Here is a 14,199-nt window from a genome sequence, read left to right as displayed (position 1 = left end):
GGGGTCAACTATTATTTAATAGTTTTAGACAAAAAAAGGGAATCAATATTTCGAATACCAATCTTTTATAATAGCTTCCGCTGGTTTATTTTGTGGCGAAAATTGCGAATCATCCTCACCCCCAGTACGTTCAGGATGATGAAACCATTTCCAAACAAAGCCACCAGCAAACCAATCTTCTCCCCAAAAAGTTTCCAAAAGTGCTTGAGTCGCATTTTTTTGAGCTTCAAAGTTCACCTCTTTCATATCTCGATCACTTCGCCAAGGTTGTTTTCCAGAAAAATCGACACTTCTATAACCATATTCAGTAAATAAAATAGGTTTATCATGCATAATGGAAAATGCGTGAATGGTATCTTTATGTTTTAACCAACCTAATCTACAATCTTCTAAAGTCGGAGTTTTTAAATCGCTCACAGGGAAATAAGCATCAATACCTATATAATCTAATTGATCCCAAAAGGGAACTCTATCATATTCGTTCCAATTGGCTGCATAGGTTAATTTACCTTTATAAATTTTCTTGATGTTTTTAATTAATTGCTTCCAATAGTTTGGTCTCTTATCAATAAACCCTTCTAACTCGGTACCAATACAAAAAATAGCCACATGTTCTTCTTCAGCTAACTCAGCAAAATATAATATATATTTAGTATAAGATTGTTCTAGTTCCAGCCAAGCTTCTTCATGATCTGCTTTTATTAATCCTGTAAATTCTCCGCGAGCAACCCAAAGTTGGGGTTTCAGCATGATTTCAATACCTCTTTTATTTAAACTATGAATGTATTGTTTTATTCCGGATTTACTTTCTCCGAACATTTGCCTATTCCAATTATATAAAACCTTGGGATGCTCTAAATTCCTGATAAAACCAAAAGGCATGATAGAAGCATAATTGGCATGAATATTCACAACGGGGTCTATATGCGTCCTATTTATAGTATCTCTTGAAGACACAAAACTAACGCCATTAATTTTTGTGTTGGGCAATAATATTGTTCTACAACCGCTCAACAATAAACACAAACAAAATGAATAGAAAAATTTCATAGCCTTTAATTAATATTTAAATTTAAACAAACTGATGGAATCCTCTTAAAATTTCAGTAAATCTTACAATAAAAATTATATCATCCTGCTTTATTTAAAATCTATTATTTTTAATCATTTAATAAAAACCAGACGGGTATATTAAATGAATTATCTATCTTTGCACCGCATTGGTTTAACTACGTTTTACAACGTAATTAACGAAGAGGGAATCAGGTGAAAGTCCTGAACAAACCCGTTACTGTAAGTTCCATGCAACATTTTAACAGGCTACTACTTTTATAAGTTTGAAGCCAAATCTTTTGCCACTGCATTTTGTTTCAGATGTGGGAAGGCGGTTTAAAATGGGAATAAGTCAGGATACCTGCCATTGCATATAATTTTAGAGCTTTCGTGGAATAAAGCTTTGAAACCAAATGCAAATGAGCTAAGTTACATTTGATTTCATTTCATCCATTAAAGCTATTTGATAACTATCAAATAGTTTAATTTATGTATTACTGTAAACGCGAGTGTTTGCAGGCAAAAGTTATTGTCTTAGTTTTGACTGGGGTTTTATTTATAAATTCTAGTTATTCGCAGAACAATACTTTAAAAACTCCTGTAAAAACTGAATTAGACACTACAAAAGTTTATACATTAGACGAAGTTGTAGTGAGCACAACCATCTTTAGACAAAGGTTTAATGTGAAATCTGCGATGCCAGCTCAAATCTTATCTGGCCATCAACTTGAAAAATTAAACAGTCTTTCGGTTGCTGATGCCATGAGATACTTTTCGGGTGTACAATTGAAAGATTATGGCGGTGTTGGCGGTATAAAAACCATTAACGTAAGAAGTCTTGGAAGTGCCCATACGGCTGTTTTCTATGATGGAATGAATATAGGCAATGCTCAAAATGGGCAGGTTGATCTAGGTAAATATACGTTAGACAATATAGAATCCATTGAATTATATAATGGACAAAAATCATCCATTTTTCAGCCTGCAAAAGGATTTTTTTCTTCCAATACGCTATTTTTAAAAACCAAATCGCCGCATTTTGCCTTAGGAGAAAAAAACCATTTAAAAACATCCTTAAAAACAGGTTCTTTTGGACTGATAAGTCCCTCCGTATTTTTCCAACAAAAATTAAACTCTTCACTGTCTTTATCAACAAACGCAGAGTGGATAAAAGCACATGGACGATACAAATTTCGATATAAAAAAGATGGTGGATATGATACTACTGCTGTTAGACAAAATGGTGACATAACAGCATTTCGAAGCGAAATGGCCCTACATGCCAAATTAGGTGAAAAAGGAAAAGCTATGCTAAAAGCATATTTATACGATTCTGAAAGAGGGCTTCCAGGTGCCATTGTAGCCAATCGTTTTTCTAACACACAACGACAATGGGATCGAAATTTTTTCATACACGGATTATTAGAAAATTCATATTTTAAAAATCATAACCTTCTTTTAAATATAAAATATAGCAGAGATTATAACCGCTATATAGATCCTGATTACAAAACCACTGAGGGTGCTTTAGACAACAAATATTACCAAAATGAATTTTACGTTTCATTAGTCAATCAGTATGCCCTTAAAAACTGGTGGAGCCTATCTTTGGCTACCGATTTTATTCTAAATACACTGGATGCAAATCTCTATCGTTTTCCATACCCTACTCGCTATTCATATTTAGGAGTTCTATCTAGTGACATGGACTGGGACAGGCTTACCATACAAACAAATTTACTTGTTGCTAATATAAACGAACAGGTAAAATACTACCAACAAGGAGATAACCGAAAACTATTCCGCCCCGTTATCTCGGCTTCATTTCAACCGTTTGATACAAAAAAAATTTGCCTTAGGGCATTCTATAAAGAATCTTTCCGCATGCCTACATTTAACGACTTATATTATACTTTTATTGGTAATAGCTCATTACAACCTGAATTCACGACACAATATAATTTAGGAACAACATGGGTTATAGAGCCACATAAATTTATAAACTCTGTATCTTTTCAAACCGACATATACTATAATCGTGTAAAGGATAAAATCATAGCAATGCCTTCTTCTAATCTTTTTAGATGGACTATGATAAATTTAGGTAAAGTGGACATTAAAGGTTTAGAGACCAATGTCAATTTAAGATTTCAACTTCCTTCAGAACTGTATGTAGATTTAGGCTTTGGCTATACGTACCAAAAAGCAACTGACATAACTCCTAAAAGCACAACCTATAAAAACCAAATTCCTTATACCCCAAAACATAGCGCCACATTAACATCGTCTATAGACTGGAAAAAATGGCAAATGAACTATAGCTTTATCTACACAGGTGAAAGATATAGTCAAAAAGCCAACATTCCCGTAAATTATGTAAAGCCTTGGTACACAAGTGACATGGCCTTACTCTGGGATGGAGAATTATTTAATATTCCTGTAAAAATAGGAGCCGAAATAAACAACTTATTTAACCAATATTATGATGTGGTATTAAACTTTCCCATGCCTGGTAGAAATTATCGATTCCACCTCACTATAAACTTATAATCTCAAAATCTTTTTTTAATAACTAAATAATTAACAATGAAAAAAACACACAAATTTTTGCCTATTCTAGCATGGGCTATCATTTCTTTTTCTGGATGTCAAACCGACGATCCTATTATTCCTGAAGAAGAAGAAAATCTACCTCCTGAAATTGTAACAACCGTAAAGGGATTTTTTTTGCTTAACGAAGGCAATATGAACATGAACAAATCGTCATTAGACTATTATGATTATGAAACAGGAACTTATAGAAGAAATGTTTACGGACAAGCAAACCCAGAATCTACTTTAGGTCTTGGCGATGTAGGAAATGATATTGGTATTTACGGATCAAAATTATACGCTGTAATTAATAACTCTAACAAAGTAGAAGTTATGGATGTAAAAACAGCTAAAAGACTAAAAGTTATCGATGTAAAAAATTGTAGATATATCACCTTTTCAAAAGGAAAAGCTTATGTAAGTGCTTATGACGGAGAGGTTCAATTAGGAACTGACTCTCCAAATGGATTTGTTGCTGAAATAGACACCACGTCACTCAGCATATCCAGGACTGTTAAAGTGGGTAGACAACCCGAAGAAATGTCTGTTATAAATGACAAATTATATGTAGCTAATTCTGGAGGTTATAGTCCACCAGACTATGAAAGAACGATTTCTGTTATAGATTTAAAAACATTTACAAAAACCAAAGATATTGATGTGGCTATTAATCTTCACAACCTAAAAGCTGATGAAGATGGTGACTTATATGTAAGTTCTCGTGGCGATTATTACGAGATTCCTTCAAAATTATTTGTTATAGACACAAAAACAGATATCATAAAAAAAACATTTGACATTGCATGTTCCAACCTAACTATTGTCAATGACATAGCCTACGTAATAGGATCTGAATTTAGCTATACCACTTTCGATTGGAATATCAACTATTCCATGATAGATGTAAAAACTGAAACATTGCTAGAGGACTCGTTTCTTCCCGAAACTATTAGGAGTAGCATTAAAACCCCTTATGGTATTGCCGTAGACCCTGTCTCTAAAAATATTTTCATAACAGACGCAGGTGACTATGTATCTCCAGGAACCCTATACTGTGTTGATAAAGATAAAAACCTAAAATTCACAGTAACCACAGGGGATATTCCTGCCCATATTGCATTTAATTTAAAAGAAAACATAATTAATCCATAATAATTAAAATTTTAAAAAATGAAAAAATTAATACTAGTAATTACCACTGCATTCATGCTAACAGGATGTTATAAAGATGATATAGATAATCTGAAAGATGACATTAACGAATTAAAAGAGCAAATGGCACAATACAAAAACCTGCTAGACGCATTAAACAATAGGCTTTACATAACCAATTATGAAACAAAAGAAGGCTATTACATTATTACTATGAGTGATGGCTCACAATTATCTGTTCGTAATACCACATCATTTATTGAAATAGGAGAAAATGGCAACTGGATTATTGATGGCACAGATACAGGAAAATCTGCCAAAGGAGATACTGGTGATGAAGGTGCAGCTCCTGAAATTGTAATTGGAGAAAACGGTAATTGGTACATCAATGGTATAGATACTCAAACATCTGCTTCTGGAGAAAATGGAAAAGACGGTTCAGACATTACATCAATAAGTTTAGTCAACGGTATCATGACTTTTACTTTTGCTGATAATCGCACCATTAGCATAGAAGCCAGTGTCCCAAAAATAACTATCCTAGAACCTACCAATGGTTTTACAATAGATAAAATGAAATGGTTCCGCATAGAACCTCAAGTTACTAATAGTGCAAATAACACTTACAAATGGCTCATAAATAACAAAGAGTTTTCAACCGAGTTAAATTTACTATATGTATTTTCAGAAGCAGGCACTTATAATATTCAATTTAAAGCTAAAAACAGTGTAGGAGAAACAACCGAGAATCTGATCGTTACTGTTAACGACAAAGTCTACCAAAATAAAATCACTCGTGTCTTAGAGTATTTCCCTGCTCCTGGTCAATTTATCAATACACTACCTATAGCTACAGAAGAAGATACAAACGAAACGATGCGAGTTATGGCTGAAGGAAAATTAACTTCAAATAGCATGATCTCTTTAGGTGGATTTGGAGGGTATGTTAAAATAGGCTTTGACCATACAATCATTAATAAAGAAGGAAATGATTTTGTTATACTTGGTAACGCTCTTAGCAGTTGGGCTGAGCCAGGAATTATCATGGTTTCTTATGACGCTAATGACAATGGAATAGATGATGATGAATGGTATGAAATTGCTGGTTCAGAGTACAATAAACCAAGTACCATTAAAAATTATGAGATCACCTATTTCAAACCAAAATCTGAGCCTTCTGGCAATGTGCCTGATTATATTTCATGGGAAGATAACCAAGGTAAAAAGGGATATGTTTCCAAAAACTCATTTCACAGTCAAAGCTACTACCCTTTATGGAAAGGAGAAAGCGTTACCTTTAAAGGCACATTTTTGGAATCTAATGTATATGACACCTCTGGCACAGGTAGTTATTGGGTAAATCCAGCCTATGAATGGGGATATGCAGATAACTGGGGCAATAACGATATTAAGGGACAAATAGATATCAGTTGGGCTGTAAACTCTAATGGAAAAGCCGTTGAATTAAAAGGTATAGATTTTATAAAAGTATATACTTCTAATCGAGCAGAAGGAGGTTGGCTAGGAGAAGTTTCTACCGAGATCTCCGGATTCAAGGATTTAAACTTGGAATAAAACAAACCAAAAAAAGAGACTGTTTAAAAAGCAGTCTCTTTTTTATTTCATAGAATTAAGATGAGAATTATTATTCATTAATCATTTAAATAAAATATACAAAAAAGAATGATAAGTTTTGATTAATATCTAAATTTAAACAAAATGAATATACTAATTTAAGGTTTTAACAGAACCTACGACAAATATTGAACTAATCCCATCTTATGGACCACATCGTTATTATTGGCAATGGTATTTCTGGTGTTACAGCTGCTAGGCACATTAGAAAACATTCCGACAAACAAATAACTATTATTTCTGCTGAATCTGATTATTTCTTTTCCCGAACAGCACTTATGTATGTGTATATGGGACACATGACATTTGAACACACTAAACCCTTTGAAGATTGGTTTTGGAAGAAAAACAAAATCGACCTTAAAAAAGGATTTGTAAAAACTATTGACACTAGAAACAAAACTCTTGTTTTTTCTGAAGGTGACAATGTACAATATGACAAATTGATTATCGCCACTGGAAGTAAACCGAATAAATTTGGATGGAAAGGACAAGACTTAAACGGCGTGCAAGGCTTATACAGCAAACAAGATTTAGAAAATTTAGAGGTTTTTACACCAAATAATACCATTTGTAAACGTGCTGTCATTATTGGTGGCGGATTAATAGGTATTGAATTGGCTGAAATGCTTAGTTCCAGAAATATTCCTGTGACATTCTTAGTCCGCGAAAGTAGTTTTTGGAATAGTGTTTTGCCCGAAGGTGAAAGTCAAATGATTAACAAACATATTAAAAAGCACCATATTGATTTGCGATTATCATCTAATTTAAAAGAGATTATATCCGATGACAAAGGCAAAGCAAAATCCATAATCATTGAAGAAACTGGAGAAGAAATTGCCTGTGATTTTGTGGGATTAACGGCTGGTGTGTCCCCAAATATTGATTTTTTAAAAAATTCGGATATAGAAACCAATAAAGGTGTTTTAGTCAATCGGTTTTTAGAAACTAATATCCCCGATGTTTACGCTGTTGGCGATTGTGCTGAACAAAGAGAAGCTACTGGGAATCGTAAACCTATTGAAGCCGTTTGGTATACCGGACGTATGATGGGAGAAGTGTTGGCACAAACCATTTGCGGTAATAAAATGTCTTACAATCCTGGACATTGGTTTAATTCTGCCAAGTTTTTTGATATTGAATATCAAACTTATGGCTGGGTAAATAGCCACAAAAACAAATCTGATAACGAATCTCATTTTCATTGGAAACACGACGATGACACTAAGTGCATCACAATGGCTTTTGATAAAAATACCAATCAATTTTTAGGCATCAATACGTTTGGAATTCGGATGCGCCATGAGGTTTTTGATAGGTGGCTCACAGAAAATCGAGATATAGATTATGTCATAAAAAATTTATCTGAAGCGAACTTTGATCCAGAATTTTACAAACATTATGAGCGAGAGATTCAAAAAACGTATAAAAACCAATTACAACTAGCATGAGTAGTAAACTAAACCAAAGCATGTCTTTAGCCAAACCAGATGCTCAAGATATTTCTACAAAACAAAAATTAGCTCTTGCTATTGGTTTTATTGGTTTTTTCATTTTAGTACTCGCTCTTTTTAATACCAATTTTTCAAATAAAAGCTTCTTCTTAACGCTTTCATTAGTATTGATTTCTATCGGAACTATTATTTTTTCCAATGATGCTTATTTGAATACATCAAAAGGGATAAAAAATGATGGCGTATGGTTTAAATCCATCTCATCAAGAGGTGTTTTAGGCTGGCTGACGGGAGTTTTTTTAACCCTTTTTTATATTGTCCTTTATTTTTATCCTGAATATTTAGGGCAATCTTCAAACGGAGAATCAAATACAGGCTTAATTGGATTATTCGACCCTTTAAGTAATTTATTAAGCGGAAGACCCGCAACCCAATGGTTTGTTTATGGCACACTTTACACCGTCGCTATTTTAATATTTGGTTATAAGTTTATACTGAAATACCGTAATAACAAGTATGAAAAATTGCGAACTTTTTCCGTAATGTTTTTTCAATTGGCATTCGCCTTTTTAATCCCTGAATTTATGTATCGTTTAAATTCAGATTTACCTTATTACGACTTAAAAAGTATTTGGCCTTTAAACTATTATAATTTTGAACGCTATAGAATCAATCAGTTTATAGATGCTGGCGATGTTGGTTTGGGGTTATTAATTTTTGGAATTGTTTCCATCTTCATAATCACCCCCATTCTAACTTACAAATATGGGAAACGTTGGTATTGTTCTTGGGTTTGTGGTTGCGGTGCCCTTGCAGAAACGGTTGGCGATCCTTTTAGGCAATTAAGTGATAAGCGTCAAGTGGCTTGGAAAATTGAACGGTGGGTGATCCATAGTGTTTTGGTATTTGTAATATTGATGACGACCGCTGTGGTGTATTCTTATTTAGGGAATGACTCTAGTAAATATTGGCTGACGAGGCCTGCTTTTTTAGGATTGGTAACTACATTTTTAACACTTGTTTTTGTTTTAACTATGGTTTTTAAACGAAAAGAACTTGGTAAAGATGCTATTTATGGAGCCATTGGTTATTTTGTAGTTATCATTGCTTTAATTGGATTGCATTATTTCAGCACGGATACCAAACTGTTTTTAATAAAGTCTGAAACCTTAAGAACTACCTATGCCTTTTTAATAGGCTCTATTTTTTCAGGTGTGATTGGCACGGGCTTCTACCCTATTTTTGGAAGCAGGGTTTGGTGCCGTTTTGGCTGCCCCATGGCTGCTATTTTAGGATTTCAACAACGATTATTTTCTAAATTTAGAATCACCACAAATGGCGGACAATGTATTTCTTGTGGAAATTGTTCCACCTACTGCGAAATGGGAATCGATGTGCGAGCTTATGCCCAAAAAGGAGAAAACATTGTGCGGAGCAGTTGTGTTGGTTGTGGCATTTGCAGTGCCGTTTGCCCCAGAGGGGTATTAAAATTAGAGAATGATTCCATGAAAGGTCGCATCAACTCCAATGACATATTACTAGGCAATGATGTCAATTTAATGGATTTGGTAAATCAGAAATAACTAAATTTTAAAATTGAATCCTTCCAAAACTTTTTCGTCATATTTTTCTTTATCAAACGTATATAAATAAGCTCCTTTTTTAGATTCATGGGTGTCCTTTTCATCCAATCTAACCAATATGCCAAAAGAGTTTATTTTATTAATGAAATTTCGTTTATCTAATTTTTTATTAAGAATAGACTCATATAATTTCTGTAATTGGCGCATGGTAAATTTTGAAGGTAAGAGTTCAAAACCAATAGGTTTACTTAAAGCTCTTCGTTTTAATCTAGCCATCGCTTTTTCTACCATTTGATTATGGTCAAAAATCAAATCAGGAGCTTTATCAAGACTAAACCACTGTGCCGAATTATTTTCAATGAGCTCTTCATCATGCATTTCAATATCAATTAAGGCATAATAAGCTACAGATAAGGTTCGCTCTACAGGATCTCTATCAACTTTACTGAAGGTATAAAGTTGTTCCATATAAATGGTTCTCAAGCCTGTAAGTTGTTGCAAAATACGAATGGCGGCCTCATCTAAATTTTCATCCTCTTTTAAAAAACCGCCCATTAAGGACCATTTTCCCAATTCCGGTTCAAAATCCCTTTTAATCAATAAAATTTTTAAACCTCCTTTATCAAAACCAAAAATAATACAATCAACAGCTAAGAGAATTTTGTCTGTATTACTATATTTATTTAGCGCCATATATTATTTTGAAGGCAATTTAACAAAATTATTATAAAAGGCAATTTAATTAAAATTATTATAAAGTGTTTTTTTTACACTACTAAATTTTTATATTACATTTGTAGCTACTCTTAAAGATGTTACAATGAAAAGTTATGTGATAGGATTGGATTACGGATCGGATTCGGTTCGTGCCGTACTCATCGACTCCGAAAATGGGAAAGAAATAGCCTCAGAAGTACAATGGTACTCGCGTTGGAAAAAAGGTGCTTATTGCAAAGCATCCATAAATCAGTTCAGACAACACCCTTTAGATCATATTGAAGGTTTGGAAACCACCATAAAATCTATTGTATCCAAAAGCAATACAGATGCAGCATCGATAAAAGCCATTTGTATTGATACCACGGGTTCTTCTCCTGTTCCAGTAACAGAAGATGGGACTCCGTTAGCTTTGGTTAAGGGATTTGAAGAAAACCCAAATGCCATGATGGTTTTATGGAAAGACCATACGGCGATTGGCGAAGCCAATGAGATCAATGCATTAGCTGCTAATTGGGGGGGCGAAGATTTCACCAAATATGAAGGTGGTATTTATTCATCTGAATGGTTTTGGGCAAAAATATTACACGTTATCCGTGAAGATGAAGCAGTGAAACATGCGGCATTTACTTGGATGGAACATTGCGATTTAATGACCTATTTGTTAATTGACAACAAGGATTTAAAATCGTTTAAAAGAAGTAGATGTGCAGCAGGGCATAAAGCCATGTGGCATGAAAGCTGGGGTGGTTTACCAGAAGATGCCTTTTTAGAGAGATTGGATCCAGCTTTAGTGCAATTAAAACATAGACTTTACAAAGACACTTATACTTCAGATGAAATTGCTGGTAATCTTAGCCAAGAATGGGCAAACAGATTGGGACTAACAACAGACACTGTTATAGCCGTCGGCACTTTTGATGCGCATTCAGGAGCTGTTGGTGCCAAAATAGACAATAATACCTTGGTTCGCGTTATGGGAACATCGACTTGTGATATCATTGTGTCTCCAAAAGAAAATATTGGAACGAAAACAGTGAGAGGAATTTGCGGACAAGTTGATGGTTCGGTCATTCCTGGACTCATTGGATTAGAAGCAGGTCAATCTGCTTTTGGTGATGTTTTGGCTTGGTTTAAAGATGTATTATATTGGCCTATTGATAATTTGGTATTATCATCAAACATTCTGAGTGCAGAACAAAAAGAAGATTTAAAAGAAGAAATTGATACTACTTTTATAAAAAAATTAAGTGAACAAGCAGCAGCCATTCCGTTATCAGAAAGTATTCCAACAGCTTTAGATTGGATTAATGGTCGTAGAACACCTGATGCCAATCAAGAATTAAAAGCGGCCATGTCTAATTTATCATTAGGCACCAGAGCTCCACATATTTTTAAAGCATTAATCAATGCGATTTGTTTCGGTTCTAAAAAAATTGTAGATCGGTTTGAAGAAGAAGGTGTACGAATCGATACTGTTATTGGTATTGGTGGTGTGGCTAGAAAATCGCCTTTCATCATGCAAACATTAGCAAATGTTTTGAATAAACCTATTAAAGTAGCTGAATCTGACCAAGCTCCAGCTTTAGGAGCAGCCATTTATGCAGCCGTTGCAGCAGGTATTTATCCTAACGTGATTGAGGCCAGTAAACATATGGGAAGTGATTTTGAAGCAGAATATTTTCCAGAAAGCGATAAAACTGAAGATTACAAAGTGTTAATGGATTCTTACTCAGAATTAAGCACTTTTATTGAATCCATAAACTAATGACAAACATGAGTTCAAAATATAAAGATTTAAAACAAGAATGTTACGAAGCCAATATGCAATTAGACGCCTTAGGCTTGGTAGTATATACCTTCGGAAACGTGAGTGCTGTTGATAGAGCCAATGGCGTTTTTGCCATCAAACCAAGTGGCGTTCCTTACGAAGTTTTAAAACCAGAAGATATTGTTATTTTAGATTTTGATAATAATATCATCGAAGGCACCATGCGCCCTTCATCAGACACTAAAACACATTCATTCCTATATAAAAACTGGGACGATATTGGTGGTATTGCTCACACCCATGCTACATATTCTTGTGCCTGGGCACAGTCGCAATTAGACATTCCTATTTTCGGAACAACGCATGCCGACCATTTAACTTCTGATATTCCTTGTGCACCACCTATGAGTGATGATCTTATTCAAGGAAATTACGAGCATAATACAGGTATTCAGATATTGGATTGTTTCAAAAACAAAGGGCTTTCTTATAAAGAAGTAGAAATGATTCTTATTGGAAATCATGGTCCTTTTGCTTGGGGAAAGAATGCAGCCAAAGCTGTTTATAACAGTAAAGTTTTGGAAGTAGTTGCAGAAATGGCTTATTTAACAAGACAAATAAACCCAAATGCACCTCGCCTAAAAGATTCATTAATAAAAAAACATTACGAGCGTAAACATGGAAAAAACTCCTATTACGGTCAATAACTAACTATAATTCATATTATTAAAATGATAGATATATCTAAAAAAGAGATTTGGTTTGTAACTGGAAGTCAACACTTATATGGTGAAGAAACTCTAAGACAAGTAGCAGCTAATTCACAAGAAATCGTAAAAGGATTAAATGCATCATCGCACATCCCTTTAAACGTTGTTTTCAAACCTACAGTTAAAACACCTGATGAAATAACAAACATATGCCAAGAAGCTAATGCATCAAAAAATTGTATTGGTTTAATTACTTGGATGCACACCTTCTCTCCTGCAAAAATGTGGATTGTTGGTTTAAATATTTTGAACAAACCTATTTGCCATTTACATACACAATTTAATGCTGAAATCCCTTGGAGTACTATAGATATGGATTTTATGAATCTAAACCAATCGGCTCATGGTGATAGAGAGTTTGGCTATATCATGTCTAGAATGCGTAAAAAACGTAAAGTGGTTGTTGGTCATTGGCAAAGTGAACATGTTCAAAAAAAATTAGGTATTTGGTCCCGTGTGGTGCTTGGTTGGGATGATTTACAACATATGAAAGTCGCTAGATTTGGTGATAACATGCGTGAAGTAGCCGTAACAGATGGCGATAAGGTAGAAGCACAAATTCGTTTTGGCATGTCTGTAAATGGTTATGATTCATCAGATATTGTTAAGCATATCGATAAAGTATCGGAGAATGATTTGAATAAACTATTAGACATTTATGAATCTTCATATGATTTAACTCCGTCACTTAAAAAAGGTGGAGACAAAAGACAATCTTTAATTGATGCTGCTAAAATCGAATTAGGTTTACGCTCATTTTTAGAAGAAGGTGGGTTTAAAGCTTTTACAGATACGTTTGAAAACCTAGGCGCATTAAAACAATTACCAGGGATTGCTGCACAACGCTTAATGGCAGATGGTTATGGATTTGCTGGTGAAGGCGATTGGAAAACAGCTGCTATGGTTAGAGCCTTAAAGGTTATGAATTATGGTTTAGAAGGTGGCACCTCTTTTATGGAAGATTACACCTATCATTTTACACCTGAAAAATCGTATGTTCTTGGCTCTCACATGTTAGAAATTTGCCCATCTATTACTGATGGAAAAACATCTTGCGAAGTACATCCATTAGGCATTGGTGGTAAAGAAGATCCTGTGAGATTGGTATTTAACTCGCCTGCGGGAGATGCTATCAACGTATCCTTGGTAGATATGGGCAACAGATTTAGACTGATCGTCAATGAAGTTGAAGCCGTAAAACCAATGGCAGATTTACCAAATTTACCGGTAGCAAGAGTCTTGTGGGATGCAAAACCTAATTTAGAAATCGCAGCAACTGCTTGGATTTTAGCTGGAGGTGCACACCATACCGTTTACAGCCAAGCAATAACCACGGAATACATGGAAGATTTTGCCGATATTGCTGGTGTAGAATTATTGGTTATAGATAACAATACCTCGGTAAGAGAATTTAAAGATAAAATCAATGCCAACGAGGCATATTATAATATGTTTCAGCATCGTTTATAATT

The 14,199-nt window shown here is 34.3% G+C and carries 10 protein-coding genes and 1 riboswitch; of the genes, 8 read left to right on the top strand and 2 right to left on the bottom strand.

The genetic code is table 11. From position 1 onward, the window contains the following. Positions 1-42: 42 nt before the first annotated feature. The gene (locus tag DKT72_RS06490) at positions 43-990 is read right to left on the bottom strand and encodes a glycoside hydrolase family 113 (protein ID WP_235841631.1); all 948 of its coding nucleotides are present in this window, start codon (positions 988-990) and stop codon (positions 43-45) included. A 214-nt stretch (positions 991-1,204) separates the two neighbouring features. Beyond that, positions 1,205-1,436: riboswitch (cobalamin riboswitch) on the top strand. Positions 1,437-1,542: 106 nt separating this feature from the next. On the opposite strand from DKT72_RS06490, the gene DKT72_RS06485 reads away from it, so the two are divergent. From DKT72_RS06485 to DKT72_RS06465, 5 genes are all read left to right on the top strand, one after another. Beyond that, entirely contained in the window at positions 1,543-3,603 is a 2,061-nt protein-coding gene (locus DKT72_RS06485) for a TonB-dependent receptor plug domain-containing protein (protein ID WP_111307926.1), read from the top strand. A gap of 36 nt (positions 3,604-3,639) precedes the next feature. After that, positions 3,640-4,797 (top strand): DUF5074 domain-containing protein, encoded by a 1,158-nt coding sequence (locus DKT72_RS06480; protein WP_111307925.1) that lies wholly within the window; start codon positions 3,640-3,642, stop codon positions 4,795-4,797. Positions 4,798-4,815: 18 nt separating this feature from the next. Beyond that, positions 4,816-6,372, top strand: coding sequence for a PKD-like domain-containing protein (locus tag DKT72_RS06475; RefSeq protein WP_111307924.1), 1,557 nt, complete (start codon positions 4,816-4,818; stop codon positions 6,370-6,372). 206 nt (positions 6,373-6,578) lie between these two features. Then, positions 6,579-7,883: an NAD(P)/FAD-dependent oxidoreductase gene (locus DKT72_RS06470; protein WP_111307923.1), complete on the top strand. Its 1,305-nt coding sequence runs from the start codon at positions 6,579-6,581 to the stop codon at positions 7,881-7,883. Continuing rightward, on the top strand, positions 7,880-9,469 hold the full coding sequence (locus tag DKT72_RS06465) for a 4Fe-4S binding protein (protein ID WP_111307922.1): 1,590 nt from the start codon (positions 7,880-7,882) through the stop codon (positions 9,467-9,469). The genes DKT72_RS06470 and DKT72_RS06465 overlap by 4 nt, the downstream gene beginning before the upstream one ends. On the opposite strand, the gene DKT72_RS06460 is transcribed toward DKT72_RS06465, so the two are convergent. Continuing rightward, positions 9,470-10,162, bottom strand: a complete 693-nt coding sequence (locus DKT72_RS06460; protein ID WP_111307921.1) for an NUDIX hydrolase — start codon at positions 10,160-10,162, stop codon at positions 9,470-9,472. It abuts the gene before it with no gap. 127 nt (positions 10,163-10,289) lie between these two features. Between DKT72_RS06460 and DKT72_RS06455 the strand changes: the two genes are divergently transcribed. From DKT72_RS06455 to araA, 3 genes are read left to right on the top strand one after another with little or no spacing between them, the layout of a single operon-like run. Next, positions 10,290-11,954: a ribulokinase gene (locus tag DKT72_RS06455; RefSeq protein WP_111307920.1), complete on the top strand. Its 1,665-nt coding sequence runs from the start codon at positions 10,290-10,292 to the stop codon at positions 11,952-11,954. Positions 11,955-11,962: 8 nt separating this feature from the next. Further along, a complete protein-coding gene (locus DKT72_RS06450; RefSeq protein WP_111308040.1) occupies positions 11,963-12,664 on the top strand; it encodes an L-ribulose-5-phosphate 4-epimerase in 702 nt (233 codons plus the stop codon). Between the two features lie 24 nt (positions 12,665-12,688). Beyond that, complete coding sequence (araA, locus tag DKT72_RS06445) at positions 12,689-14,197, top strand: L-arabinose isomerase (RefSeq protein ID WP_111307919.1); 1,509 nt, start codon at positions 12,689-12,691, stop codon at positions 14,195-14,197. The last annotated feature ends 2 nt before the right edge of the window (positions 14,198-14,199 follow it).

Origin of the sequence: Confluentibacter sediminis (genome assembly GCF_003258355.1) — a bacterium.
Taxonomy (GTDB): Bacteria; Bacteroidota; Bacteroidia; order Flavobacteriales; family Flavobacteriaceae; genus Confluentibacter; species Confluentibacter sediminis.
The sequence above is the reverse complement of the archived record's forward strand: the minus strand, read 5'-3'. Positions and strand labels throughout refer to the sequence as shown.

Bases quoted from the DNA above. Each gene is read 5' to 3' on its own strand.
- DKT72_RS06480 (WP_111307925.1), top strand. From the start codon at position 3,640: ATGAAAAAAACACACAAATTTTTGCCTATTCTAGCATGGGCTATCATT.
- araA (WP_111307919.1), top strand. From the start codon at position 12,689: ATGATAGATATATCTAAAAAAGAGATTTGGTTTGTAACTGGAAGTCAA.
- DKT72_RS06450 (WP_111308040.1), top strand. From the start codon at position 11,963: ATGAGTTCAAAATATAAAGATTTAAAACAAGAATGTTACGAAGCCAAT.
- DKT72_RS06475 (WP_111307924.1), top strand. From the start codon at position 4,816: ATGAAAAAATTAATACTAGTAATTACCACTGCATTCATGCTAACAGGA.
- DKT72_RS06465 (WP_111307922.1), top strand. From the start codon at position 7,880: ATGAGTAGTAAACTAAACCAAAGCATGTCTTTAGCCAAACCAGATGCT.
- DKT72_RS06485 (WP_111307926.1), top strand. From the start codon at position 1,543: ATGTATTACTGTAAACGCGAGTGTTTGCAGGCAAAAGTTATTGTCTTA.
- DKT72_RS06470 (WP_111307923.1), top strand. From the start codon at position 6,579: ATGGACCACATCGTTATTATTGGCAATGGTATTTCTGGTGTTACAGCT.
- DKT72_RS06460 (WP_111307921.1), bottom strand. From the start codon at position 10,162: ATGGCGCTAAATAAATATAGTAATACAGACAAAATTCTCTTAGCTGTT.
- DKT72_RS06455 (WP_111307920.1), top strand. From the start codon at position 10,290: ATGAAAAGTTATGTGATAGGATTGGATTACGGATCGGATTCGGTTCGT.